The 26,407-nt window shown below is 46.8% G+C and carries 22 protein-coding genes; 5 read left to right on the forward strand and 17 right to left on the reverse strand.

Annotated features, from left to right (window positions below):
* Positions 1-12: 12 nt before the first annotated feature.
* Both deoC and MKZ04_RS16320 read right to left on the reverse strand, forming a co-directional pair.
* Entirely contained in the window at positions 13-684 is a 672-nt protein-coding gene (gene deoC / locus MKZ04_RS16315; protein WP_341046355.1) for a deoxyribose-phosphate aldolase, read from the reverse strand.
* A gap of 125 nt (positions 685-809) precedes the next feature.
* On the reverse strand, positions 810-1,757 hold the full coding sequence (locus MKZ04_RS16320) for a sugar-binding transcriptional regulator (protein ID WP_341046357.1): 948 nt from the start codon (positions 1,755-1,757) through the stop codon (positions 810-812).
* A gap of 512 nt (positions 1,758-2,269) precedes the next feature.
* Between MKZ04_RS16320 and MKZ04_RS16325 the strand changes: the two genes are divergently transcribed.
* From MKZ04_RS16325 to MKZ04_RS16345, 5 genes are read left to right on the forward strand one after another with little or no spacing between them, the layout of a single operon-like run.
* Positions 2,270-3,331 (forward strand): lipoprotein YdaJ, encoded by a 1,062-nt coding sequence (locus MKZ04_RS16325; protein WP_410553425.1) that lies wholly within the window; start codon positions 2,270-2,272, stop codon positions 3,329-3,331.
* Positions 3,312-4,151, forward strand: a complete 840-nt coding sequence (locus MKZ04_RS16330; RefSeq protein WP_025810544.1) for a diguanylate cyclase domain-containing protein — start codon at positions 3,312-3,314, stop codon at positions 4,149-4,151. The genes MKZ04_RS16325 and MKZ04_RS16330 overlap by 20 nt, the downstream gene beginning before the upstream one ends.
* Positions 4,141-5,871, forward strand: a complete 1,731-nt coding sequence (locus MKZ04_RS16335) for a DUF2334 domain-containing protein (protein WP_145654623.1) — start codon at positions 4,141-4,143, stop codon at positions 5,869-5,871. Before MKZ04_RS16330 ends, MKZ04_RS16335 begins: the two co-directional genes overlap by 11 nt.
* A complete protein-coding gene (locus tag MKZ04_RS16340) occupies positions 5,864-7,126 on the forward strand; it encodes a glycosyltransferase family 2 protein (RefSeq protein ID WP_106071159.1) in 1,263 nt (420 codons plus the stop codon). The genes MKZ04_RS16335 and MKZ04_RS16340 overlap by 8 nt, the downstream gene beginning before the upstream one ends.
* 5 nt (positions 7,127-7,131) lie before the next feature.
* A complete protein-coding gene (locus tag MKZ04_RS16345) occupies positions 7,132-9,258 on the forward strand; it encodes a cellulose biosynthesis cyclic di-GMP-binding regulatory protein BcsB (RefSeq protein WP_128822215.1) in 2,127 nt (708 codons plus the stop codon).
* A 30-nt stretch (positions 9,259-9,288) separates the two neighbouring features.
* On the opposite strand, the gene MKZ04_RS16350 is transcribed toward MKZ04_RS16345, so the two are convergent.
* From MKZ04_RS16350 to iolA, 15 genes are all read right to left on the reverse strand, one after another.
* The gene (locus MKZ04_RS16350; RefSeq protein WP_341046362.1) at positions 9,289-10,578 is read right to left on the reverse strand and encodes a valine--pyruvate transaminase; all 1,290 of its coding nucleotides are present in this window, start codon (positions 10,576-10,578) and stop codon (positions 9,289-9,291) included.
* Positions 10,575-11,813 carry a DUF6421 family protein gene (locus tag MKZ04_RS16355; RefSeq protein ID WP_043054515.1) on the reverse strand — a complete coding sequence of 413 codons (1,239 nt, stop codon included), beginning with the start codon at positions 11,811-11,813 and terminating at the stop codon, positions 10,575-10,577. The genes MKZ04_RS16350 and MKZ04_RS16355 overlap by 4 nt, the downstream gene beginning before the upstream one ends.
* Positions 11,810-12,376, reverse strand: a complete 567-nt coding sequence (locus tag MKZ04_RS16360) for a prephenate dehydratase domain-containing protein (protein ID WP_020453535.1) — start codon at positions 12,374-12,376, stop codon at positions 11,810-11,812. Before MKZ04_RS16360 ends, MKZ04_RS16355 begins: the two co-directional genes overlap by 4 nt.
* A 1-nt stretch (position 12,377) precedes the next feature.
* A complete protein-coding gene (locus tag MKZ04_RS16365) occupies positions 12,378-13,655 on the reverse strand; it encodes an ATP-grasp domain-containing protein (protein WP_035338063.1) in 1,278 nt (425 codons plus the stop codon).
* A complete protein-coding gene (locus MKZ04_RS16370; protein WP_020453537.1) occupies positions 13,612-14,550 on the reverse strand; it encodes a DMT family transporter in 939 nt (312 codons plus the stop codon). Before MKZ04_RS16370 ends, MKZ04_RS16365 begins: the two co-directional genes overlap by 44 nt.
* Positions 14,551-14,756: 206 nt before the next feature.
* Positions 14,757-15,635 (reverse strand): class II fructose-1,6-bisphosphate aldolase, encoded by an 879-nt coding sequence (gene fba, locus MKZ04_RS16375; protein WP_023856876.1) that lies wholly within the window; start codon positions 15,633-15,635, stop codon positions 14,757-14,759.
* Between the two features lie 21 nt (positions 15,636-15,656).
* Positions 15,657-16,493 (reverse strand): 2-keto-myo-inositol isomerase, encoded by an 837-nt coding sequence (gene iolI / locus MKZ04_RS16380; RefSeq protein ID WP_023856875.1) that lies wholly within the window; start codon positions 16,491-16,493, stop codon positions 15,657-15,659.
* Positions 16,494-16,559: 66 nt separating this feature from the next.
* The gene (locus tag MKZ04_RS16385; RefSeq protein WP_020453540.1) at positions 16,560-17,426 is read right to left on the reverse strand and encodes a sugar phosphate isomerase/epimerase family protein; all 867 of its coding nucleotides are present in this window, start codon (positions 17,424-17,426) and stop codon (positions 16,560-16,562) included.
* A 23-nt stretch (positions 17,427-17,449) separates the two neighbouring features.
* On the reverse strand, positions 17,450-18,484 hold the full coding sequence (locus tag MKZ04_RS16390) for a Gfo/Idh/MocA family protein (protein ID WP_020453541.1): 1,035 nt from the start codon (positions 18,482-18,484) through the stop codon (positions 17,450-17,452).
* A 23-nt stretch (positions 18,485-18,507) separates the two neighbouring features.
* Entirely contained in the window at positions 18,508-19,812 is a 1,305-nt protein-coding gene (locus MKZ04_RS16395; protein WP_341046369.1) for an MFS transporter, read from the reverse strand.
* Between the two features lie 12 nt (positions 19,813-19,824).
* Positions 19,825-20,727 (reverse strand): myo-inosose-2 dehydratase, encoded by a 903-nt coding sequence (gene iolE, locus MKZ04_RS16400; protein ID WP_039073075.1) that lies wholly within the window; start codon positions 20,725-20,727, stop codon positions 19,825-19,827.
* A 13-nt stretch (positions 20,728-20,740) separates the two neighbouring features.
* Complete coding sequence (gene iolD / locus MKZ04_RS16405; protein ID WP_025810536.1) at positions 20,741-22,654, reverse strand: 3D-(3,5/4)-trihydroxycyclohexane-1,2-dione acylhydrolase (decyclizing); 1,914 nt, start codon at positions 22,652-22,654, stop codon at positions 20,741-20,743.
* Positions 22,655-22,685: 31 nt separating this feature from the next.
* Positions 22,686-23,663, reverse strand: a complete 978-nt coding sequence (gene iolC / locus MKZ04_RS16410; RefSeq protein ID WP_224146428.1) for a 5-dehydro-2-deoxygluconokinase — start codon at positions 23,661-23,663, stop codon at positions 22,686-22,688.
* 27 nt (positions 23,664-23,690) lie between these two features.
* A complete protein-coding gene (iolB, locus tag MKZ04_RS16415; protein WP_020453546.1) occupies positions 23,691-24,506 on the reverse strand; it encodes a 5-deoxy-glucuronate isomerase in 816 nt (271 codons plus the stop codon).
* Between the two features lie 74 nt (positions 24,507-24,580).
* Complete coding sequence (gene iolA, locus MKZ04_RS16420; RefSeq protein WP_020453547.1) at positions 24,581-26,044, reverse strand: methylmalonate-semialdehyde dehydrogenase; 1,464 nt, start codon at positions 26,042-26,044, stop codon at positions 24,581-24,583.
* Between the last annotated feature and the right edge of the window lie 363 nt (positions 26,045-26,407).

The following is a 26,407-nucleotide window of genomic DNA, read 5'->3' on the forward strand; positions in this document are numbered from 1 at the left end:
CCGCACTGGATCTTAGTAGTTATCTTCATTTTTCCCTTCTGCTCCGCTGACGATGGAAACGCCTGCGCTTGCACCGATCCGGGTCGCTCCGGCTGAGATCATGCTTTCAACGTCCTCTTTTGTTCGAATGCCTCCGGATGCTTTGACACCGATGTCGGGTCCGACTGTTTTCCGCATGAGGGCAATATCTTCCGCTGTCGCTCCGCCGGTTGAGAACCCGGTTGAAGTTTTGACAAAGTCGGCACCGGCAGCAACAGCCAAGCGGCAAGCCCGCTCTTTTTCCTCGTCTGTCAACAGACACGTTTCAATGATGACTTTAACAAGCGCTTTACCTTTTGCGGTTTCAACGACTCCGCGGATGTCCGCCTCGACAAAGTCATCGTCTCCGTCTTTTAAAGCGGCGATGTTGATGACCATGTCCACCTCTGTCGCGCCTTTTGCGATCGCGTCCTTCGTTTCAAACGCTTTTGTTTCTGTCGTGTTGGCGCCCAGCGGAAAACCGATGACTGTGCAAACATCGATTTCCGTTCCTTTCAGCTCTTTGGCGGCGAATTCAACCCATGTCGGGTTGACGCAAACTGAAGCGAATTGGTGCGTTTTCGCTTCTTCTATTAATTTTTCAATCTCGGATTTTTGTGTATGCGGTTTCAATGCTGTATGATCAATGAGATTTGCAATCGTCATATACTAGCACTTCCTTTATATAAGATAGTTTCAGCATAACCGATTTTTGAACAAATGTAAATTACCATATGAAATTTTGTTCAATAGAAAATAAAGTAAAATCCAGGCTGTTCTTCCTGGACACTTTAATCATCTAGCAGTTCTAGCAGTTCTTTCGCCGTATGCTGATCAATAATCAGCACATTGGCATATTTGCCTTTTAGTGCACCATGAATAGCGGCTTTTTTCCGGCTGCCGCCCGCTACGAGAATCGACCGTTCTTTTTCCCTCAAGTCAGCCAATTCAATGCCGATCGTCCGCGAGTCGATAGCATGGCTGCAAATGTTTCCCTCCGCATCAAAAAAGCGCGAACAAATATCGCCGACTCCACGTTCTTTCAGAAGGGCTTTTTCCTCATCATGAAAATACCCCAGCCTGAACAGCAGGGCTTCATCACGGACTGTGCCGACTGTAAATAACGCAATGTTCGCCTGTTTGCCCATTTCTATGATCCGCTTAATGTGCCTGTCCCGCTCTACCATCTGTTTAACTTCCGGATTGTCAAACACGACCGGAAGCGGTAGATACCTCGGCATCGTTTGAAAGGCTTCGGCAAACAGCTGAATCGTTTCAGACGAATAGGTGTTGACACTTGAGTGGCTGATTCCGCCTTTCAGTTGTACGACCTCTGCGCCCTTCACCTGTTTGAGCTGCATATTTTGGGCGATTTGGTACATTGTCGTTCCCCAGCTGACGCCGACAATGTCGCCGTCCTTGACTGCGCCGTGCATGTATTCAGCTCCGAAGCGGCTGAGATAATGCGTGATGGTCGTATAATCCGCGGTCGGTGAAAAAACAACATGTGCTTCCAGGAGCCCGTATTTTTCCTCAAGCATCGTACCGAGCGCATCCATATCTTCAAACGGATCCATGACGCGGATTTGGACATACCCCTTTTCCTTGGCGAACTGCAGCAGCCTTGATACCGTCGGTCTTGAAATCTGCAGCTGTTCGGCGATTTGCTGCTGGCTGTAGTCAGACTGATAATAGAGCCTCGCAGCTTCAATGCTCAATTGCTGTTTTTCCTTGTCCATCACGTTCCTCCCCTTTAGTAACGCTTTAACCCATATTATATAGGTTCATGCTCCTTCTTATCCAGCTGAATTCCAAAAAGACGGCCAGTATGCCGGCCCATGCGCCACTACATGTGTTCATATCATATCTTTATCCTTTATATATACATCTTTTTCTGCTGTCAGTTCTTCAGCTGCGCTTGTCCGCCGGTAAAACACGTTTTCATCTCATAGCTGAATCAATACCTCACCAAGATTTTTTCTGGTGCTCTGGTCTCACACAGGCTATCCATTCACGTCCTCCGTTTATTTCTTTTGGTATTTTTTTATGAAAATCAATACGAAAATCCTTCTATTGATGGAAAAACATTTTATTATTGGACTTACGTCCTCTTTTTGGATAGTCCAAAAAGATCAAAAAAATCTAGCAATCTCCATTTTTTCATTTATAATAAGTAAGTCAAAATTATTCTCAAAAAAAACATTCGGGGTGATCTATCGTGAAAGCACCCGTGAGGTATATATGGATTGGTATGATCCTGTGCTTTTTATCGGCCAGTCTGGCCGTCGGTTGTATCAAAGCTGAAGATCAGTCAGATGATGACAAAAATGATGAAGCGCTGCAGCCTGCCGAACACTTCGTTTACCATCATTTAATGAGCGATCAGGGACTGATTAAAACCAGCTTTTCTGACCAGCCTGTTTACTTGTCGGAATCGCTTGGCTTGTGGATGGAATTTTTGATCAGTAAAAAAGACGGCGAGCATTTTCATGAGCAATATCAGCACCTGACCGAATCCTTCCTGATGAAAAACAACCTGGTCTCATGGCAAATCCAAAACGGCCAGGCAAGCGGGGTAAACGCCTTGATCGATGATCTCAGAATCATAGTGAGCCTCGATCAAGCGGCAGCTCTATGGGGAAACAGCGAGTATAAACAAACCGCTCTGAACATCGGTTCCGCATTAAAAACGCACAACATGAACAACGGGATATTGACGGACTTTTACGACTCCGCCTCTCAATCCGCATCAAAGGATATCACGCTTTCCTATATCATGCCAGATGCGCTATCCGTCTTGAAAAAAAACGGAGTGATAGATAAGGATACCGAAAGGCGGAACGCCAACATTCTTTACCGCGCCCCTTTGAAAAACGGTTTTCTCCCGAAAGTGTACAGTACAGAAACGAAAGCATACACCTATGACCATGAAGTCAATCTCATTGATCAGCTTTACACAGCTTGGCATTTACCGCCGAAGGATCAAAAAGCCGCTGTATTAGCGGATTGGCTCAAACAGACGTTTCAAACCGGCGGCAAACTGTATGGCCGGTACTCGATCGATACAAAAAAGCCGGCGGTTCAATACGAATCTCCATCCGTCTACGCTTTGGCGATATTATTTTTCATCAACCAAAACGAAGATCAAGACGTCATCAAAGCGCTGTATGATCGAATGAATGATTTTGAAATTCTTGATTCGTCTGAGACGTATTATGGGGGATATATGAGCGGAAATGATACGCATTCTTTTGATAACCTGCTGCCCCTATTAGCCGAAAGGAAGCTTTTAAATGAAAATATCATTCAATGATTCGCAAAAAATGTTCGCTTATATGACGGGAATAGCAGCAGCTCTTGCGTTGTTCATCCATTATGTCTCAGCCCCGCAGTCCGAATCCATTCTCATCATTTGCATCACACTTGCCATCATCGCAGCGGGAATATGGCTCGGATCGATTTACGCACTGGCTGGGACGATCATCGTCCTGTTTGTTCTCGGAACTTTGATGATGTTTCTTCACACAGACGCTTCGTCTGAAACGGAATTGCAAACCCTCGTCATCTGGGGAATAGCGCTTTTGCTGTTCTCCTTCATGTCAGGGAGAATCCATGACATCGCGATCGGACTTCACCGCTCTGTCAAACACCTTCAAGACGAGATCAATAGCTTCGTTGCAATTGACAGGGTGACAGGCTTTGATAATAAACAGAGGATGAAGCTGGAGCTCTCGGAAGAAATCAAGCGGGCAGAGCGGTATGGCAACTCATTTGTTTTTTTACTGCTGCAAATGCATTATTTCAAAGAGTTCAAATCCCTGTACGGAGAAAAAGAAACCGACCGTCTCTTTCAATTTGTCAGCAGTCAAATCAGATCATGTGTCCGGGAAACGGATAAAAAATTCCGGCCTGCCGAAGAGCGGTTTGGCATCCTGCTGACACACACGCCTGCTGAGCATATGCCTGCCGTCCTTGAAAAACTGAAGAAACAGCTGAACACATACCAGCTGAAAAACGGCAAGTATGTCACCTTGACCTTCCACGTGTGCCACTTATCATATCAAAACGATTTAAAGACTGCTGAGCAATTTTTAGAAGAACTAGAAAACGAGATGATGATGAATGAACTGTAAGCGGATATTACTTCTATGCGCGGCTGTCCTTATCCTGGCTGCGGTTTTTCATGTTCCGGACACCGCCGGGGCAAAGCAGCAGGAGCGCGGCATTCTCATCATCTATTCAACATTGGACGGCAAAAAATCAGCCGATGTGAAAATGCTCGACCTTATCGCCGGCCATTTTACATCCCATGTGACCGTTGTAAATGATGCGGATGTCAAAGCTGCGGATCTGGCAGGAAAAGACCGCGTCATCTATTACGGACAAACGAAAAGAAAGCTGAACAAAAAGCTCGCGCAGCTGATCAGCTCCTTCCAAAAACCTGTGACAGCGATCGGCTTTAACGCCGGGCAGTTCAGCCAATTTGCAGATCTTTCGCTGAAAAGCGAAGACAATGTGTATCAGATTCGCAGCACAAATGAGGAACACGATACCTCTTTAGAAAGCGGAATTCGTGTCCTTGAGGTATCAGGCTTGAAGGGAAAAGCGTTGTACACATACAAAGCTGACGACGGAAAAGCTCGCCCATTCGCATGGAAAACCGGCAAAAGTAACGTGTACATCGGTTTAACCGATTTGCTCAACAACAACCTCCTCGCCGCTAAGCAGCTCAGACAGGCATTTGGTGAAACCCCGGACAGCACGCTGTTATATTTGCGGCTTGAGGATATCAGCCCAATGTCGGATGAAAAACTGCTGCTCCAAGCCGGGGCTTATCTGCATAAACGAAATATTCCTTTTATCCTTTCTGTGATTCCGGTATATGTCAATCCTGAAACGGGCGACAAAGTCTATATGTCTGAAAAGCCGAAGCTTGTCAACGTGCTGAGAAAGCTGCAGGATATGGGCGGCAGTGTAATTGTTCACGGGTATACCCATACATACCGCTACAGCGAAACCGGTGAAGGATTCGAGTTTTGGGATGCTAAAGCCGATCAGCCGATCACATCGCAAAATGCGAAAGAGCCCGCGACCCTTTTGCAAAAGGAACAGAACTTTCCGAATGAAGAAGCATATCAAAACTATTTGAAGCCGTTCAGAAAAAATGAGGAAACGTACACGCGGCAGAAGCTGACGAACGCTATTGAAGATCTCACCGCAGAAGGACTGTATCCGCTCGCGTTTGAAGCGCCGCACTATACGATGTCAGAGCACGGCTATCAGATCGCCTCACAGTATTTTACAAGCTTGTTAGGCCAGGTTCAGCTTAGCGATACAACATGGAAAACGTCAGGCGCCGGGCCTTTTGTTACCAAACCGGCAATACTCCATGGGATGACGCTCTATCCTGAGACCATCGGCTATGTTGATCAATCGGATCAAAATCCGCTCGGCAAAGTCGAGGAACGCATCTCTCAAATGATCGATTTTGAAGGCGGAGTAGCCGGCGCATTTTATCATCCTTATCTTGGAATGAAATATCTCCCTGAGCTGGTTGATCAAATGGAACGCATTCCGAACAGCGAATGGCTCGATATTAAAAAGACAAAGCAAACCGTTAAAACAGATAAAGTGGAAATTCACACAAGCGGAGATGGAACGATTCAAGTTAAAAGCAAAGTCAGCGCCATTGAGACGTTTTTCGATCATCACCAGCAAAGCCCGCTGGAAAAGGCGCTTTGGATTCTCTCTCTCATTGTGCTCTTGTTTGTTGTCATGTTTGTGAGCTATACCCTTTACTTGAGAGCCACATTAAAAAAACGAATCTTTAAGGAGAGAAAAAACCGTGGGTAATGTTCTGTTCCTAGTCTCTTTAAGCTTAATATGGGTCATGCTTCTGTATCACATGTTTCTGATGCAGGGCGGATTCCGCCACTATATGACCTTCGAACGGAACATGCCGAAGTGGAAAGAGAACGTGAAGGATCTCCCGAAGGTCAGCGTTCTGATTCCTGCGCATAACGAAGAGGTCGTGATTAGGCAGACGCTGAAGGCAATGGTGAATCTCTATTATCCGAAGGACCGGCTGGAGATTATCGTCATCAACGACAATTCATCTGACCGGACGGGCGACATTGTAGATGAGTTTTCCAGACAATACGACTTTATTAAAATGGTCGTGACCAAACCTCCGCATGCCGGAAAGGGAAAATCGACGGCGCTCAATTGCGGTTTTGCCGAATCAAGCGGAGATGTCATTTGTGTGTATGACGCCGACAACACGCCCGAAAAAATGGCTGTTTATTACCTTGTCCTCGGGCTCATGAATGATCAGAAAGCCGGAGCAGTGGTGGGAAAATTCCGCGTCATCAATGCGGCGAAAACATTGCTCACAAAATTTATCAACATCGAAACGATTTGTTTCCAATGGATGGCACAGGGCGGGAGATGGAAATGGTTCAAAATCGCCACGATCCCCGGCACCAATTTCGCCATCAGGAGAAGCATTATCGAACAGCTGGGCGGCTGGGACGATCAGGCGCTCGCGGAGGATACCGAGCTTACGATCCGGGTCTACAACCTCGGCTACCACATCCGCTTCTTCCCGGCGGCCGTCACTTGGGAACAGGAGCCGGAAACGTGGAAAGTCTGGTGGCGTCAACGGACAAGATGGGCGCGCGGCAACCAGTATGTCGTCCTGAAATTTTTGGCTCAATTTTTCAAGCTGAAGAGGAAACGGATTATTTTTGATTTGTTTTACTTCTTTTTTACGTATTTTTTGTTTTTCTTTGGCGTCATCATGTCAAATGCGCTTTTTGTGATCAATTTATTTTATAATCTGCATCTTTCATTCGGTTTTTTGTCTATCATCTTATGGGTTTTGGCTTTCTTTCTATTTATGACGGAGGTCATGATTACACTGAGCATCGAAAAAACAGAAATGAACAGGCAGAACTTTTTCATCGTTTTTCTGATGTACTTTACATACTCGCAGGCTTGGATTGCGCTCGTGATTTATTCTTTATTCGTCGAAATCAAGCATCGCCTGTTCAAGCAAGAGGTTAAATGGTACAAAACAGAACGATACAATCAAAAGAAAAGCGGGTGACTTTTTTGAAATATATCATCATATGTCTGGCAAGCCTTATGCTGATCACGGCGACGGGACAAGCTGCAGCTGCCAAAGACGTTACAGTAGACGGCTCGATCCTCGGGAAAAACAGCCGGGAACAAGCCAAACAGCAAGTTCTTACAAACGATCTCTTAACCTTGTACGGGGCAAAAGACAGCGCCGAGTTGACGTATCAAATTCCAGCGGGCGCCTCCTCTGCCCATCAGCAGCTCACACTTGAATACGAGGCCTCAGACCTTTTAATTTCACCGTCTTCTTTAACAGCCGAGATTGATGGCGAACCGGTCAAAACGGTTAAGCTTGCAGGGAATGCCGGGAAGAAAACGCTGAAACTCGCACTAAACAAAAGCCAGTCGTCTCCAGGGTTTCACAGCCTATCACTGAAGTTCTACGGTGTGGTTCATGAAGGCGTCTGCGTCAGACAGGACTCTTCCGGGAACTGGATCAAAATTTACCCGGACAGCCGTCTGAATATCGGGGAAAAGAACGAATCTAAAGGAGTGGCGCTCGAACATTATCCTTATCCGTTCGCCCAGTCCGGCAGCTCCGTGGAAAAAACGGCAATCGTCATTCCGGACCATCCAAGTTCGGCTGAAATCGAAGCTGCAGTTAAAACAGAAGCCTACCTCAAAACGGTTGACAATAGCATCAGCACGAAGATCTTTGGTGAATCTGACCTGGCGAAAATCGACAGGCCAACGATTGTGATCGGCGTCCAGCATCACTGGAGCGGCAAAGTGAAAAAGCTGTTGAAACAAGCAAAGCTCGAAGCAAAAGAAGACAAGCTTTTGGTTGCGGAACGGATGCTCAAAGCAAAGGATAAGCAACAGCCTGTATTGTTTGCAGCTGCATCATCTGATGATGTTCTTTCTGAAAAGATCAGCGTCATTACCGACAAAACGTATGCCGCCCAGCTCAGCGGCGACACGCTGGCAATCGGCAAACTTCAGCAGCATAATAAACGGGAAGGCGGCAAGCTGACACTCGAGGATTTCGGGACGGGGGATTTGACAATCGGGTCCGGACAGACATCTTCCGAGCATTTTTATTACCCCGCACCGGCGCTATTAGACAAGAATCAACCTGCAAAGCTTTCGCTTACGATGAAAAAATCGGAGACGATTCAAAAGCAGGCCCGTCAAAGCGACTTAGCTGCGGAACAGGCGGAGCTGAAGGTCATGATCAATGGTCAGCCTCATTCCGTCGGACTTGACGATTTAGGAAAAGAAGACAAAAACGGCTTTTACCATGTTTCTTTAAAAGTCGATCCGAAACTTTTGCAAAAAAACCGTTACATCGATATTCAATTTGCCACTTCAGGGTTGAAAGAGAACAACCCCTGCTATGCGGGGAACGGTGACAAGTGGATTTTCATCGATAAACAGAGTGCATTGTCTTACCATGTCAGCGACACGTCAGCTTCAGCCGATTTTCAAGAGTGGCCGCTTCCCTACGCGGGAGATCAGGACAACAAAACGCTGATGATCCTGCCCGACAAGGCGGATCAGTCAAAGCTTCATGAACTTTCACTTGTGGTCGGCTCCTTCGGCAGCGAAGCCAGGCAGGCATTCACAGTGAAAACATCCGCTGAAGTCAAACCGGATGACATGAAAGGAAGAAACATCATCTTCATCGGAAGTGTCGATCAATTCTCTCTGCTGAAGGAAAAAACATCCGAATTGGCTGTTCCGACGGCGAAAAACGGGGCATTTGATGTGTCATCTTTTCAAATGCTGAATGAAACGACGAAACAAATCGCGTTTACTCAAACATCGCTTTGGGATTCAAATTACTCGATGGCTGTTTTCGCGCCGTTTAAAGGGCAAGGCACAGCTGTCACAAAAGAAATGATCAACTTTTTAAACAGCAATGACTTCGCAGCAACCGTCGTTAATGAAACGGACAGCCATCAGCTGTTTACAAACCATCAGCAGCTAACAGCAAAATCAGCTGAAACCAAGACGGATGATAAACAGGAAAGCAATCAGCAACATGTGATGTACATTGCCATCCTGATCGTGATCATAGCGGCAGCGGTTATTCTGATTTTGACAACCGCCAGGCGAAGAAAAAGAAAGGCCAATGGCGGCGGAAAGATTGACGAATAAAACAGGGGCTTGCTTCTAGCCCCTGTTTTTTTATAAGTATTCAACCTGCTTCTCATATACATCCTTCACAATTTTAGCTAAAATATCGATTCCCCTTATGATATCTTCATCCGCCGCGGTTAGGCTGATTCGTATACACTGGTGCGAATGCGCCATGGGGCGGGATTGGTGGTGAAAGAAAGATGAGCCGGGAACGATGATGACTCCGTCGGCTTTCATATACTCATACAGCGCCGCATCAGTCACCGGCAGGTCTTCAAACCACAGCCATCCGAAAAGCGCCCCTTCCCCTTGATGCAAATACCATTTGATGTCTTCAGGCATCTTGCCTAAAAGCGTATCCTTAAGCAGCTTGAATTTATTGCGGTAATACGGCCTGACTTCATTTAGCGACACGTCGGCGAGGCGCCCGTCATTCAAAACAGATGCCGCCATATACTGCCCCAGCCTCGAAGAATGGATCGCCGCATTAGACTGGAATGCTTCCATTGCCTGAATATACCGGGACGGCCCGATGGCGATTCCGATCCTTTCACCAGGCAGACCTGCTTTTGAAAGGCTCATACAGTGGATAATCTGATCGTTGAAAATCGGTTCCATGTCGATAAAATGAATCGCCGGAAAAGGCGGAGCATATGCGGAATCAATGAACAGCGGAACATTCGCTTCTCGGCAGGCGTCAGAAATGAATGCTACATGTTCGCCAGGCAGGATGTTTCCGCAAGGATTGTTCGGCCGTGAAAGCAAGACAGCGCCAATGCACGGATCGGTCCTCATCCTCTCTAAAAACGCCTCACGGTCGAGCTCATATCGAAACGTATGATCATCCAATACCGAAATGAGAGGAGGTATCCCCTCAATCATCTCCTGCTCCAACGCCGCTCCGCTGTATCCTGAATAGTCGGGAAGCATCGGAATCAAGGCTTTTTTCATCACAGACCCGCTTCCCATTCCGCAAAACGAATTAATCGCCAGAAAAAACAGCTGCTGGCTTCCGGCTGTAATCAGCACATTCTCTTTTCGAATGTCGGCGCGATACCGCTCTGAAAAGAAGCGGACAACACTTTCAATCAGTTCATCGGTTCCATAGCTCGATCCGTATTGGCCGATTACCGAAGAAAACCTGTCATCGTCGAGCAGATTGGCAAGAGCCGACTTCCACATGGCTGACACGCCGGGCAATATCATTGGATTGCCCGCACTTAAATTAATGTATGACCGATCTCCGCCGGCTAGGACTTCCTGAATATCGTTCATCACAGCCCTGACCCCTGTCTTCTCATTCATTTTCTCTCCGATTTTGCTTAATGCCGGCTTCACGCTTCCAGTCTCTCCCGCTCAAACCGAAGACGGGCGGTTTCGATTTTCTTATTGATCTCGTCAATGAAATATTGTTCCGGAACGCTGAACCGCTCGCCTTCGCGCCCGGGAGGCAGGTATTGTCTGACATAGCGTTCCGCCGCCTCTTTGTATGCCGAGTCATCCTCGATCTCTTCCAGCTGTTCGATTTCAGCCACAAGCTTTTTTAAATCGTCCATGCATCGGGAAAGATCAAGCGACACGGGTTTCTCTTCTCCTCTTTGAATGGAATGGCCGTTTTCAATGATCCAGCTGAACAGAAAATAGCCTGTCCCGGAATCAAAATTCCGCGTTGCATTATGCTGGCTTGGATAGCGCAGCAGCCGTTCATACAAAACAAATTCGATTATTTCCTCCCAGCCGTCATATTGCCGCTCCCACAAAGTGAGGATCGCTTGGCAATCGACCTTGACTTCTTCTAAAATGCCTGCGAAAAAATTCATTTTCGCCTGAATATGCAGGTGAAAAGGTTTTTTTCCGCAATGATGAAAATAGTCATGAAGGTAGCCCCACAGCACCCTTGCTTCATATGTGCGGTCGGGGGAAAGCTGAGCCGACTTGAAAGGCGCATGTTCAAAAATGGCCCTCGCTCTTTTCAGCGTATCCTCATGGTAAATGTGATAAAACTTATTAAAATAGAAAATCGCGAATGTCTGTGATGTAATGTTCTCTTTTGTTTTCACATTTTCCGGGAAGAATACGATGCATTTTTCTTCCGTGAACCCCTTTGTTCCGGCGAGAAGCTTGAGGGATTGGCAGCCGTTTTCAGGATGGGGCAGCTCTTCTTCTATCGGCCTCATCATGGCAGGTTCTTCACGAACGGCCAAAAAGGCTTCAAAATAACAGCCTTTCGCATGTGGCCCATTAGGCGTCACGATCGGCGCCGCAAAAAAGGTCGTCTCCTGATCATTCGGAGCCCGGTAAGCCGTCAATAACCGGTCAAAATACGGCGTCTCCTCTAATCCGCGTCCGATCCAATCCAAGACGTCCTGTTTAAACGCCTCTTTTGCAGCCGTTAGGTGAACCGCTTCATAAATGGTTCCAGCGTCTTCTATCAATTGCAGCAGAAGCTGTTCCGCCCTTTCGTGACGCTCTGTAATCTGTCCTTTATCATTTTGGTACGTCTGTAATTCATGAATGTTCGGTACAATCTGCTCGTTGACCAAGTTTACAATGTCCCCTGTCAATGTCGTCATCGGCTTCCTCCTTCGATTGATTTAAGCCCGTGGATCGTAAAACACATCGGCACTTCTCCAAAATCTTGAATGACTTTCAAACGGTGTTCATCAGCTGCTTTAATCGTCGTGATACAGCCGTCAGCCGCGTTTGAAGCGCAGGCCAGGGCCGCTTGTGCATTGCTGGTGACAAATTGGACTTGACTGCTGAACAGCTTCGCCAGATGGGCGGGAGCAGGGTGTGAAGCGACGGTTTGAATGTCAGATGCCATCGTGTGCTGTTTTGCGGCAAAAACCATGTTGTATGTCGGCATCACAAAACTGTCTATGATCTTTAAGTCAGCGAGATTCTCGAATACAATTTGATGCAAAAACGGGTAAACGGCACAGCCTAAAAGAACTGAATTTTCTGTCGATTTAACATGAGGGAGCGCTTCTTCCAACGTTTCATAAAGCCTGACTTCCCCGCGGACCCCTTTGTTTTTGAGCCAAAGCAGGCCGGCTTTTTCGCAGTTCGTGCCTTTGGGACCGAGCGTATGGACAATCATCACGGCTTGTTCTTCCTGCACTTTAGTCGAGATCATCTTAACCTCCTATTGTACCCGTCAAATTATTTTGATATATGATATGAAGCTCATCATCCAGTTCCCGGTAGAAAGCTGCGCATTCTTCATATGAATGATGGCTTGTGAATATAAATCCGGGATAACCGGAAAAATGCGGGTACGGCAGAATTTTCGCGCCTTTTCTAATAAATTGAAACACCCGCTTTACCTCCGGCCTCTGTTTGACTTCCTCCAGTCCGTCGATTTTTTCAAAAGTGCCGGAGCCTTGTACAGGAATGATATAATTGCCGGCTGTCCTTTCAGGCCGGATCTCTTCTTTAAACTCGCTGCTCTCCAGCGGCTTTATTGCGTTTTGCAAGACAAGCTGCATAAAATTGATGCCCGTGCTCTCTTTGACGATGTAATGCGAAACCCCTGAACCGCCGATTCTGGCGCCCACCTCGATAACATAAGGTGTTCCGACCTTGTCCAGCCTCAGCTCCGTATGAGCCGGCCCCTGATGAATGCCCAGCGCTGAAACGGCTCCTGTCACTTCCTTAACAATCGCAAGGCGCGTCTCTTCTTTCAATTGAGCCGGAGCAATATAGACGCCTTCTTCAAAAAACGGACCTTTGCTGTTCCCTTTGTATCCAATCGAAAGAACATGTACGTTTCCTTGAATCGACAGCGTTTCAATCACAAATTCCGGCCCATCGATAAATTGCTCGGCTATGATGCCCGTTTTGCCGTGTACGAATCGATTAAGGTCCGTCTCGTTAACAGCCTCGACTTTCCTGACGGCCTCCTCAAGCTCCTTCCAATCATCAACACGGACGACGCCCTGGCTTGAAAAGCCGTTGACCGGCTTAACAACTAATGGATAAGTCAGTTTCCTGTCTTCGAGATCAGCGAGCGTATGGAACTCGTGGAAAACCGGCGTATTCAGGCCGTTTTGCTGAAGGATGCTGCGGGTTTTATTTTTATTGCGGCAGTTTTCCATTGTTGTGAAAGAAAGCCCCGGCAGATTCAAAGCTTCAGCGGCTTTTGCCGTGAAAGGCAATGCCGGCTCAAACAGTGTCATAACGCCGTCAAACGGAAATTCGACAAATGTCTGTTTGACGATTTCCAGCGCCTCTTCTTCATCTTCAAATAACGGCAGCGGCACACAGCGTTCCACAGCCGGAAGATTGCCCGGGAAATCTTCGGCTGAATTGTAAAAGAACGTGACCTTCAATCCTAAATGCTCAGCTTCTTCAAAAATAAACGGCAAGTGCTTATTTTGACAAATGATGGCCAAGTTTTTGTTTCGTATCGTCAATTTTCGCGATCCTCTCTTCTTTTTTTAAGTTGATGAACATCACACCGAATATGACAAACAGCGTTCCTAAATAAATATTCGCATTCAGTTTTTCATCCAGAAACAGAAATCCGATATAAAGCGCAATGACGGGGGAGATAAACAAGTGGGAAGTCGCTTTTGAGATGTGCCATTTTTTAAGCAGATAAATGTTGATCCAAAAACCCAATATCGAGCCGACAACCGCTAAATAAAGCAGCGCATAAAGGCTCACGCCGGAAAACGTTCTTGTCCCGCTTTCAAAGATGAGGCTGCTGATGAGCAATACCGCTCCGCCGCTCAGCATCGAAAGGGAGTTAAAGCTCAAGATCGGAAGCGAACGAATTCTCTGCTGTACTTTGATTTGAATAAAAGCCGAGCCAAACATCGCACACAAAATCACAATCATGGCGACGATTTCAATAACATCGACTTTGATCAACAGCTGATTGCCAAACACGATTGTAATGCCGAGCAACGCAAGGCAAATGCCCCATTTCTGCAATTTCGTCGCCGGTGTCCCTTTGACAAGGCGGTTGATCATCAGGGCAAAGACTGAAATGCTAGCTGCTAATATAGATACCAACCCGCTCGGCAAATAAAGAGAGGCCCAATAAACAGATCCAAATGGAACGGAAAAATACATGATGCCGTTCAAAAACGACAGCACCAGCAGTTCCTTTGACAGCACAAACTGCCTTCGTATCAAAAGAAACGCCGCGATCAAAATGCTTGCGATCATAAACCGCATGCCCGCGGACCAAAATGGAAGGCTGTCACTCAACCCGGCTTTTTGAAAAGCCCATGTCGTCCCGCCGATCAAACATAATACAATAAATAAAATATGAACCCGATACTTTAAAACGTTTGTCCGCATAGCATTCACCTGATTTTGTTATTGTCTTGCTGTCATTTATTTTCAGAAAATAAAATCTTTTCTGATCAAAATGGATTATGAGGGAAATTATAACTATTATATCAATTACAGTCAATCATTCTTTTGAACCTTTAGAATATCTTTACAAATACTGCGCACAAAAAAACACTCACTTCGATAAGTGAGTGAGGCGATACGGGTCTAGATTATATTTCTATCTTTTGGGTGCATACCGCTTTTCCGGATGACCCGAATTCTCTCATTTTATGTTTGACCGTTTCTTTGACTGCGCTGATCCCTGGCGTCATATAGGCGCGGGGTTCATATAAATCGGGATTGTCTTTAAACATGCTGCGCGTTTTCTCGGTCCAGGCCACCATGCATTCGGTATTAATGTTGATTTTCGCATGGCCCAGACGGATCGTTTTAGCGATTTGATCAGCCGGGATGCCCGAAGCTCCATGAAGAACAAGCGGAATGTCCGTCACCCGTGAGATTTCTTCCATTTCCTTAAATCCTAAATTAGGCTCGCCTTGATATTTTCCATGAACAGAGCCGAGCGCGGCTGCTAAAGCATCGATACCGGTTTCTTTGACAATGCGTTCGCATTCACCGATGTCGGCATACTGCACCCCGCCGATGAGCCCGTCTTCCATGCCCCCTACGGTGCCAACCTCTGCTTCAACCGAAACATTGCGAATTCCGGCGTATGACACGACCTCTTTTGTCATGGCGATGTTTTCATCGATTGGTGAATGCGAGCCGTCGATCATGACTGAGCTAAAACCGGCGTCAATCGCTTGCTTGCAGCGCTCCGGATTTTTGCCATGGTCAAGGTGAAGGACGACGGGAACGGAGATCGACATTTCCTCAATCAAAGCCGCAACCATTGCGGAAACCGTCTTAAATCCGCCTAAATAATCGATGAGCCGGTCTGAGGCGGCCGCGATGACAGGTGACCGTTCTTCTTCCGCCGCCTGTAGAATCGCTTTTGTCCATTGAAGGCCGTTAATATTAAATTGACCGATTGCATAATGATGTTCCTTTGCTTCTTGAAGAAGTTCTTTCATGGAAACGAAAGCCACGTTCACCCCTCCTATCCCGTATTAAATCTTGAAGTATTTTGAAACAACTTCAACTGTTGTTTCTTTGGCCGTTCGAATCGTTTCTTCCGCGCTCAGCTTATAGTATTCAGGTCTGAACAATTCAACTGACACGACATCCGAAAAACCGATGTCTTTCAAAGTTGATAAGTGTGCATCCAAGTCGATGGCCCCCTGTCCCGGCCAAACGCGGTCTTCATCTCTTAAAAAGCCGATTGGGAAGTCTTCCGTATCATCGATATGATAAATGAAAATCTTCTTGCCGTCCGCCTTTTTCAAATCCTCAATGTCCGAACCCATTGCATGGAAGTGGAAGCTGTCAAGAACAAGGCCGACATTATCGCGGTTCACGGTCATGACGATGTCATAGGCCTGGCTGAACGTATTGACTGTACACTCCGGATGACCGACAAACTCGACAGCGATCTTTACACCGTACGGCTCCGCGATGTCTGACAGCTCTGTCAGCACTTCGACGGAGCTCGCTTTAATATCTTCTTTTAAGATTTTTTGTTCGGTGACAAGCGGTACCGCGACCACATATTTCACACCAAGCGTTTTGCATGTTTCCATCATGCCTTTAAATTCTTCGATGATTTCACGGTGCCCTTTTTCATCGCGGTTGTTGAAAAAGACAAGGGCATTCAAGGCCAGCGGCTTAATATGATGCGTTTGAAAATACTCGGCTAACTCTGAGAGAGAATGGTCTTTTAAATATTCGGGCAGCTTATCCATCGTCCGGATTTCGATATAATCGTATCCGTGCTTCTCACAGTATTCGAGGTCTTTTGCTAGGTTTGAATTTTCTAATGTCGTTGCTTCATTAAAGCATAGCTTCATATTAGATTCTCCTTATCTAAATATCCTTGTGAAGAGAGAGTTCGGCGGGGCGCCGAACTCAGGGGCTTATCCTAGTAATTCCTGTTTCAGCTTTTCAAGCATGAATCTGCTTGATTCATCCGCTCTTTCGTCAACCCAGGCAAACACGGCATTCGTCGCTATTCCGTCGAACTTCATCTCTCTCAGCTTTCTGAAAATCGTATCAAAATCAACCTCGCCTTGGCCAATGTCCAAATGCTGGTGAACCGTTACTTTCGCGTCAGGCGGATTGACGATGTAGCGAAGGCCATGAGCCGCTTTATGATTATAAGTATCTGCAAATAAAACATGCGTGAGGCGGTCGCCGGCTTCGTCAAACATTGTCTCGATGTCGCCTTTTCCATCGTCATAGAAGAATGTGTGCGCAGTCGAGTAGACAAGATTGATCCAGTCCTTGTCAAGCGCTCGGATCATATCCATCGCACCTTTGTGTGTTTCGATAAAATCGTATGGATGGGCTTGAAGATTGAGTTTAATGCCTTCTTTTTCAAAGACTGGCAGAAGCTCATCCATGGATTTGATAAATTTTTCTTCACTTGTTAAAGGATCGTATTTTGAACCGCTGAATTCGCTGTTCATCAAATCGACTTCAAGCTCAACCGCAATTTCGATCGCCCTTTTCCAATTGCGCACCGCTGCCTGTCGGCGATCTTCATCAGGACCGGCCCAGTGGTAAAGCGGAAGGAGCGATGAAAGCTTAACACCGGAATCTTTTAAAAGCCGCTTTAATTGTTTGATTTTAGCTGAATCGACTTTCGGATATTTATAGAATGGACAAAAATCTTCGCGCGGCGATAGTTCGATATATTCGTAGCCAAGCTCCGCCGTTTTATAGACCGTTTCCTCCAAAGTTAAATCATCGCGATACATCGATGGATCCAATGCTAATTTCATACTTTTCACTCCTCGGAAAGTTTTTATTTTTGAACAGTTGTAAACGTTTGATAGAATTTCGGTTTCTCTTGAAGCGCCACAGGTTCTTTCTGTCCGGATTCCTGAGCTTTTACGCAGGCATCCGTCGTCACGGCGGCGATATAGCCGTCCCATGCAGTCGGCCCGCTGACCTCGCCTTTCTGTTGGATCGAGTCAATGAAATCTTGGATTTCTACATCATAAGCGTCTACAAAGCGGCGCTGCCAATCCATGAGAATATCCGTCGAGAATTTGCCGTCTTTTCTGAGAGAGATGCTTGATGGTTCAGGAAGCTTCACGATTCCGTCTTCTCCGACGATTTCACACTGGATATCGTAGCCGTATTTGCAGTTGACATAGATTTCCGCATTAATCACGACTCCGCCTTTCGTTTCGATGATGACGATTTGCGGATCACGCAAATGAGGGAGCGCGTTTTTCGATTTTTTCGGATAAATGACCTGAACGGATTCGTAATCGTCATTGATCAGCCAGTGCAGGGCGTCTATTTCATGGACAAGCGTATCGACAACAGCCATATCTGTCGTATAGTTGTCGCCTACAACCGGGTTGCGGTGCGCACAGTGGATCATGAGAGGCTCGCCGATGACCCGGTTGTCGATCGCTTCTTTCAGCTGTACGTAACCGCTGTCATAACGGCGCATAAAGCCGACTTGAACGAGACGTTTGCCCGCTTTGATTTCTTCATTGACGATCCGCATGCATCCTTCCGCAGTCGTCGCCAGAGGCTTTTCGCAAAATACGAATTTGTTCGCTTTAATCGCTTTCAAAACACTTGATTCATGTGCCGGTCCCCAGCTTGTGACTAAGACTGCGTCTACATTTTCGGCTGCGATGAGACTGTCGTCATCCGGATAGACCTTTGCATTCAGGCTGTAGTCTGTTACAACTTGCTGAGCTGCCTCCTGGTTTACATCGGTGACCGCGACAATTTCGCCGCCGGCTAATTTATTCGTGATGCGGTTGATGTGTTCTTTTCCGATTGCTCCTGTACCAATAACACCAATGCGTAATTTCATTGATAGCCACTCCTTCAAAATAATTACATAATTTTTCTTGTTTGCACTTGCCCAGCTTGAGCCGGAGGAGTCCCATACAGCTCTTCCTGAATTTGTTCAAGCGACTTACCGGATGTATTCGGTGCAAAAAAGAGCCCGATGAGCATGCTGGCCGTTACACATCCAAGGAGAATGGCCGCCATAAATGCAATTCCAAAATTCGAGATGATCATTGGAACGAAAAGGCTCCAAGCCCCGATTGAAATACGAACGAGGAAGAACATCAATCCTTGTGCAGATGCGCGATATTCCGTCGGGAAAATTTCACTCGCCCATAATTGATAATTGGCCTGTTGCCCGGCCCCATTGTTTAGGCCGATCATCACGATAAAGAGGATGAGGATCGGCATGCCCTCTGCCGGAAGCAGAAACAATGACCAGCCGATCACCGCTGCAAATGCGGAGATCCCAAACACTGTCTTCCTGTATTTGTCTGCAAACGGCATGAAGATAAAAGCGACGCCAAGCCCGGTGAAAATAAACAGCCCCATCTGCAAAATGTTTGCCATGGTCGCTGACACATCGCCGACCTGCTGATAAATGTAAGGCATAAAAAACCCCATGACACCTGCAGCCAGATTCCAAACCAAGTACACGCCCATTAAAAATAAAATGCTTTTCAAATACTTAGGCTGAAGCAAATCGAGATAAGACGTCTTCGGCTTCCTGACGGCTTGAGCCGATTCGGATTGACCCTGCCAGGCATCGGATTCCGGCAGCCTTTTCCGCAGAACATATGTGATCAGTGCGATAACGAGCAAATGCCCAAACACGATTTTATTGCCCAATAAGCCTATATCACCGAGCAGGACCGACAGCAGCAGGACCACAACCGCTCCCGCCGCCCATGCGACCTGTGCAACCCCGCAATGACGCGCCCTGTTTTTCTTAGGTGCGTTCTCCGCGATGATCGTCCAGGAAGCCGTAATATCAGCTCCTACCGATAAACCGATAATAATGTAACCGCTTAACAAAAAGGGAAAGCTGGTGCCGAACAATACTAAACAAATCCCCAGTGCATAAACCAGCATACTGTTCGTATAGACAGCCTTTCGGCCAATCTTGTCGGCCAAAAAGCCTCCGAGCAGCGCTCCGATTGCCGCTGAGATGGCGTTGGCGCTAAACGCGCCGAGCAGTCCGATCTGTGTATCAGAAAGCTTTAGGTAACTGACCCATAAAGATAATCCTGCCGATCCTGCGACAATGGAGCCTGCATCAATGTAATTTGCCAAAGCTGCTGCGACGGTTCGTTTATTGAATGGTGAGACTGCTGCACTTCCATTGCTCAATTTAGAGCCCCCCTAATTGGTTGCTGGGACATTCAACAAGTGACGATCGATGTACTTTCTGGCGATCAATGCGTATTCAAGCGGGTTGGCAACATCGGGATCCTGCTCGGCTTCCACAACGATCCAGCCGGAATAGCCGTGCTTTAATAGCGTTTGATAGACTTCTCTAAAATCGATGCAGCCATCGCCTGGAACAGTGAACATCCCTTGCAAAAACGCCTGTTGGAACGATTTTCCTTCCTGCTTGCATTTCTCTATGATCTTGAGGCGCGCGTCTTTAAAATGAACGTGCCCAATACGGTCCATATGCTTCTCTAGTATGTTCATATAATTTCCATCTGAAATGTAGGCATGCCCAGTATCATACAGAAGGTGCACGAGTGCCGGGTCAGTTCCCGCCATGAGCCGGTCAACCTCTTCCTCTGTCTGCACGCCTGTGCCGAGGTGATGATGATAGACAAGCTTCAGGCCGTACCGGACGGCGATTTCCCCGAGGTGATTTAACCCTTCAAATAGCCGCTGCCATTCTTCATCGGTGAAATAAGGCTTTTCTTTAAACACGTTTTTATCCAAGCCCTGCACGCTGTACGTCTGTTCTGATACGACCGCAACATCGGCATGGACGTCTTTCAAGTACTGGCAGTGAGCCGCAAATTCCTTGGCTGCTTCTTCAATGCCGTCCCGAATGATATAGCTGCTGAACCACTTGCCGGCAATCCTTAGATTTCGCAGTTCGAGCTCTTTATTGAGAATGGCCGGTTCCGGAAAAAAGCCGCCCACTTCTGTGCCTTGAAAGCCTGCAACAACAATGTCGCTCAACAAATGCTGAAGTGTGTTTCCCGCGCCGATTTCCGGAATATCATCGTTCCGCCACCCTATGGGGGCGATGCCCCATAGAATTTGTGTCTTGCCCATCCTGGTGCCTCCTTTAATACTGCTTTGCAGATTTCAGCATTTTTTCTTTTGCTTCATACGCCTTTTGCACGCTTTCCTGTTCGGAAACCTCTGCAACACCTACGTGCCACCAGCTGTCATAGCCGTCCGTCATCGTCTTCGGCAACACCTTCATTTCGATCAATGTTGAGACATCTTGTTTTTTGGCATCTTCAAGCGCCGCTTTTAATTCTTCGATCGTGTTCGCTTTGTAGGTTTTTGCTCCATACCCTTCGGCCACTTTCGCGTAGTCGACATTGAGAATCTGATTGTCTGCTGTTCTGAATTCGCAGAAGTAGCTGCCGCTTCCATGGTCCATTTGCAGGTTGTTGATACAGCCGAATCCTGAGTTGTCAAAGAGCAGCACGTTGATTTTTTTATTATATTGAATTGCTGTAATGAGCTCTGAGTGGAGCATCAGGAAGCTTCCGTCTCCGACCAGTGAATAAACCTCTCTATCAGGATGAGCCAATTTCAAGCCGAGTGTTCCCGATACTTCATATCCCATGCAGGAATAGCCGTATTCCAAGTGGTACGTATTCGGTTCGTTTGAATGCCACAGCCGCTGCAGATCCCCCGGCAAAGAGCCTGCTGAACAAATGACGACGCTGTCCGGATCAACTGTTTCATTGATGGCGAGCAATGCCGTTGTTTGCGGCAGTTCGGTTTGCAGCACATCCGCGTATTCGTTGAGTATTTCTTGAGAAAAATGATCTTTAATTTCAGGTGTGAAGTTTTCACGCTTAAATGTTACCTTGCTCAAACGGTCACGCTCAGCAAGCCACTCGTCTTTCAGCTCCTTGATGATCGAACCAAATTCGCTCTTATAGCCTTCCAATAAACCGTGCAGCTTGCCGAGTGTTACTTTTGCATCGGCAACGACTTGGAAAGCATCCAGTTTATATGCCTGCATTCTGTTGACATTGATGTTTAAAAACTTTGAGTTGTCAAAGTCAAAAGCGGTTTTTGATGATGTCGCGAAATCGGTATAGCGCGTGCCGATTCCAATGATCAAGTCAGCCTCGCGAGCCGCTTTGTTTGCCGCCAGCGTACCTGTGATGCCCATTCCACCCAAGTTGTTGGCAAAATCAGCTTCCACTGTAGATTTTCCGGCCTGGGTTTCCACCAGCGGAATATTGTACGCTTCAGACATGGCGATCAGTTCGTCGCGCGCTCCGGAATATTTCGCTCCGCCGCCGACCAAGATGAGCGGTTTTTTGCTCGACTTGATCAGCTCTGCCGCTCCCTTCAGTTCACGCTCGCTCGGCTCTTTGCGATCAATATAGTGAACGCGTTTCTCAAAAAAGCTTTCATCGAAATCATAGGCTTCCCCTTCAACATCTTGAGAAATGCAAACCGTTGCAGGACCCGCTTTTGCAGGATCTGTCATCACTTCAAAAGCGCGAATCAGACTGCTCATCAACTGTTCAGGGCGCGTAATCCGGTCCCAATACCTCGAAACAGGCTTCAAAGCATCGTTCGTCGTAATCGCCGCACTGTATTCCTGTTCTACTTGCTGAAGAACAGGATCAGGCTGTCTCGTTGCAAATGTATCAGCCGGAATCAAGAGAACCGGAATATTGTTCGCAAGCGCCGTACCTGCGGCGGCCACAAGGTTAGCTGCTCCCGGTCCGACTGATGTTGATACAGCATAGATCTTCCTCCTCAGCATCTGCTTGCTGTAAGCCATTGCCGCATGTGCCATTCCCTGCTCATTCTTGCCTTGAAACACCTTTAAATGACCCGCATCCTGTTCAAGCGCCTGGCCGATGCCAACGACGTTCCCATGGCCGAAAATCGTAAAGATCCCCTCGACAAACGGTGTTTCTTCACCATCTACATGGATGTACTGCTGATTTAAGAATTTAATTAACGCTTGTGCTGTGGTTAAACGTATTTTCTTGCCCACAAACGATCCCACCTTTATTCATATTCTTCATTTAAGACTGAGCCGCGATAAGCTCTTCAATCTCGGCGACTGTCGGCATCGCTTCAGATGAGCTGTGCTTGGAAACAACAATGGATGCGGAAGCGCTTCCGTATTTCAGCGCAGTTTCAATATCTTTGCCTGAAACGAGTCCGTAGAGGAAAGCGGAAGCGTATGAATCCCCCGCTCCAAACGTTTTTAAGACCTTCGTTTTGTATGCTTTCGCCCGGAAGATGTCTCCGGATTTGCTGTATGCATATGAACCTTCGACACCGTGCTTGATAACGACAAGATCTGCGGAATGTGCAAACAAACGCTGAACAGATTCTTCATTGCTGCCGCCGCTCTTATTTTCCATTACATCAAACTCATCACGCGTTCCGATGACAATGTCTGATTGTTCGGCAACAAGCGTATAGTAAACGGACGTTTCCTCCGCAGATGTCCACGTATATGGACGATAGTCAAGCTCAAAGACCACTTTCACTTGATGCTTTTTCGCCAGCTGCACGGCTTTCAGCACCGCTTCGCGGGAAGGGCTTTTAGCCAGCGCCGTACCTGACACAAGAAGCATCTTCGATTTTGCAATATAGTCTTCGTTCACTTCAGAAGGGGCAAGGTAAAGATCTGCAACATCATCCCTGTACATTAAAATGCTGCATTCTTCAGGGCTTAAAATTTCTGTGAAAGCAAGCCCCGCTTTATGTCCGTCTTTATCGACCGCCATTTGTGACGTATCGACACCCGTATTTCTCATATAGGTTTCGATGAATCTGCCGTGCTGGTCATCCGGAATCTTGCCGATAAAGCCGGTCTTCAATCCTAATTTGGAACTGCCGATTGCAATATTAGCCGGGGAGCCGCCGACATATTTTGAAAATGTCATCGTCTGCTCCATCGGTCTGTTGTATTCGACTGCGTTTAAATCGATGCATGCGCGGCCGATCGCTACAATGTCAAATTCTTTCTCTTCATTAAACGTATACTTCATCTTCAACAGCCTCTCCTTGCCTTATTGTTAGCGTTCCAAAATCCATTCATGGTCAGGGTCGTTATGAAACTTCCATTTCCGCGTCGGCCCTGCCATCACGTTTAAATAATAGGATGTGTATCCGTCAGGCACCCCGACAGGATGGTATCCGGCCGGCACGATGACAACGTTTCCATTTTCAACAGTCATCGTCTCGTCGATAGAACGGTCATCTGTGTAGACGCGCTGAAATACAAAGCCTTGCTGCGGGTCAAGTTCATGGTAGTATGTTTCTTCTAAAAAGGACTCTTCAGGCAGGTTGTCTTGATCATGCTTGTGCGGCGGATAGCTGGACCAGTTTCCGCTTTCAGTGTAGACTTCGACGACTAAAAGGCTGTTCGCTGAAGGATCTGAATCCGGAAGTATGTTATGAACGGTTCGTTTATTGCTGAATTTCCCGCGGTTTTCAATACCGTTGTCTTCAGCTTTGATCAGTTTCGTCGGCAGCTGATTTTCAGAAGGGGAATAGCACAGGGCAACTCTTGCCTCTGTAACCGCGGTAATGCCGAACTTGCGGTCATTTGACACATACACGCTGTCGGTCGGCTTTCTTTCGAAAACGCTTTCTCTCGTGCCGATATTTTCAAATGTCTGTTCATGATCGGTTACGGTAATCTTTCCGGTAAGCGCGACGATGCAGCATTCTTGTTTGCTCAGCGATTCTTCATAGCTGGATCCCGGTGCGAGATCAAGGACTTTAAACTCGACATAACTGAGATCCGAATTCGATTTTTTCACTTCGTGTACAAGCTTCACGCCTTGTGACAGCTCATTCGCCTGCGGCTTGCGCAACAAATGACTCATGGATAAAGCCTCCTTTTCAAACTTGAAACATGATCCGAACAGCGCGGGAACCGCGCCGCTCGTTTTTTTCACAATTAATTGAAGTCAGGCGCCGGATATCTTGCAGTGACGACCTTTTTGCGCGTATAGAAATCGACGCTGTCTTTTCCGTTCGCATGCAATGTGCCAAAGAACGAAGACTTCCATCCTGAGAACGGGAAGAATGCCATCGGAGCCGGTACGCCCAAGTTGATGCCGAGCATTCCCGCATCAATGTTTTCACGGAAATAGCGGATCGCATTCGAATTCGATGTGAACAAACATGCGCCGTTTGCAAATTCGGATTGGTTGGCGATGTCAACCGCTTCTTTCAAGTTCTTCACACGGATGACTGACAATACGGGAGCAAAAATCTCGTCTTTCCAGATCGTCATATCAGTTGTGACATTGTCAAAGATTGTCGGGCCGACGAAATAGCCTTCATCTGTCACATTTTCACGTCCGTCGCAGACAAGTCTCGCACCCTCTTCAACTCCTTTTTGTATATAGCCGAGTGTGCGTTTCTTGTTGTCTTCGCGAATGACAGGTCCGAGGAATACACCGTCGTCTAGTCCGTTTCCGATTTTGACTTCAGATGCTTTCTGAACCAATTTCTCCATGAATTCATCTGCGATCCCTTCTTCAACCGTCACTACTGCACATGCCATACAGCGTTCGCCGGCAGATCCGAAAGCAGCGCCGATAATATTTGTTACCGTGTCTTCAAGATTGGCATCGTTCAGAACGATGGTGTGGTTTTTAGCGCCTGTCAGCGATTGAACGCGTTTCAGGTTTTCGCTTCCTTTTTTATAGACATATTCTCCGACCGGTTTTGAACCGACGAATGAAATCGCTTTAATTTCCGGGTGTTCGAGAATGCCGTTTACTACATCATGAGCACCGTATACGACATTGAAGACCCCTTTAGGAAGTCCGGCTTTTTCAAACAGTTCAACAAGCTTTTCCGTCAGGAGCGGCGTCCGCTCGGAAGGTTTCAGAATAAATGTGTTTCCTAACGCAATGGCCATCGGGAACATCCAGCACGGTACCATCATCGGGAAGTTAAATGGGGCAATTCCGCCGACGACTCCGATCGGGTAACGGTAGTTCGCCGCTTCAACATCGGTTGCAATTGAAGCAAGTGAATCTCCCATCATCAGGGATGGCGCTCCAGCTGCAAACTCGACATTCTCGATGCCGCGTCCAACTTCGCCCAACGCTTCTTTCGTGTTTTTTCCGTTTTCAATCGTGATGAGGTGGGCGAGCTCCTCTTTATGCTGAGTCAAAAGCTGCTGAAAGTTAAATAGAATTCTTGCCCGGCGCGGAACGGCCACTTTTGACCATGTCTTAAACGCTTCAGCCGCTGTTTGCGCTGCGTATTCGATATCCTCGCGCGTCGAAATCGGCACCTGGCAAAGCACTTCTTTCGTCGCAGGATTGACTACATCTTCGTATTTGTCGGTTTTGCTTTCAACCCATTCTCCATTAATATAGTTTCTTAACTTTCTGATTTCTGCCATTCTTATAACCTCCTTGAATATTAAACATCTCCTGGTACAGATGGGGCAGGTTCCAACCATTATGTATGAATGCCGAACGGCTCTTCATTGCATAACGGATTTTCGCAAAAAACAGGAATTAAACGCTTACAAAAGAAATTAATGAATAGAACGATGATTTTATCAAAAGAACCGCAACGCAATAAAACGTTTACACTCAGAAATTTCTCAACTTTATCACGTTTTGGTCACTTCTTGGTTATATTCTAATCCGCTCTTACCCATAAGTCAATCAAAATCATTAAATTTTTCTTTTGTAAGATTTATAGAAAACCTTAAAATGATTTAGAAAAACATTGTATAATAAAAAGGAACAGGACAAAT

It is taken from the genome of Bacillus sp. FSL W7-1354 (genome assembly GCF_038002405.1).
GTDB classification, from domain to species: Bacteria; Bacillota; Bacilli; order Bacillales; family Bacillaceae; genus Bacillus; species Bacillus paralicheniformis.

Excerpts from the sequence above, each read along its gene's own strand:
- MKZ04_RS16360 (WP_020453535.1), bottom strand. The coding sequence starts at position 12,376 with ATGATCTCGACTAAAGTGCAGGAAGAACAAGCCGTGATGATTGTCCAT.
- MKZ04_RS16385 (WP_020453540.1), bottom strand. The coding sequence starts at position 17,426 with ATGAAATTAGCATTGGATCCATCGATGTATCGCGATGATTTAACTTTG.
- MKZ04_RS16330 (WP_025810544.1), top strand. The coding sequence starts at position 3,312 with ATGAAAATATCATTCAATGATTCGCAAAAAATGTTCGCTTATATGACG.
- MKZ04_RS16355 (WP_043054515.1), bottom strand. The coding sequence starts at position 11,813 with ATGACGACATTGACAGGGGACATTGTAAACTTGGTCAACGAGCAGATT.
- iolE (WP_039073075.1), bottom strand. The coding sequence starts at position 20,727 with ATGGGCAAGACACAAATTCTATGGGGCATCGCCCCCATAGGGTGGCGG.
- MKZ04_RS16335 (WP_145654623.1), top strand. The coding sequence starts at position 4,141 with ATGAACTGTAAGCGGATATTACTTCTATGCGCGGCTGTCCTTATCCTG.
- deoC (WP_341046355.1), bottom strand. The coding sequence starts at position 684 with ATGACGATTGCAAATCTCATTGATCATACAGCATTGAAACCGCATACA.
- iolI (WP_023856875.1), bottom strand. The coding sequence starts at position 16,493 with ATGAAGCTATGCTTTAATGAAGCAACGACATTAGAAAATTCAAACCTA.
- iolB (WP_020453546.1), bottom strand. The coding sequence starts at position 24,506 with ATGAGTCATTTGTTGCGCAAGCCGCAGGCGAATGAGCTGTCACAAGGC.
- iolC (WP_224146428.1), bottom strand. The coding sequence starts at position 23,663 with ATGAAGTATACGTTTAATGAAGAGAAAGAATTTGACATTGTAGCGATC.
- MKZ04_RS16370 (WP_020453537.1), bottom strand. The coding sequence starts at position 14,550 with ATGCGGACAAACGTTTTAAAGTATCGGGTTCATATTTTATTTATTGTA.
- MKZ04_RS16320 (WP_341046357.1), bottom strand. The coding sequence starts at position 1,757 with ATGGACAAGGAAAAACAGCAATTGAGCATTGAAGCTGCGAGGCTCTAT.
- iolA (WP_020453547.1), bottom strand. The coding sequence starts at position 26,044 with ATGGCAGAAATCAGAAAGTTAAGAAACTATATTAATGGAGAATGGGTT.
- MKZ04_RS16325 (WP_410553425.1), top strand. The coding sequence starts at position 2,270 with ATGATCCTGTGCTTTTTATCGGCCAGTCTGGCCGTCGGTTGTATCAAA.
- MKZ04_RS16390 (WP_020453541.1), bottom strand. The coding sequence starts at position 18,484 with ATGAAATTACGCATTGGTGTTATTGGTACAGGAGCAATCGGAAAAGAA.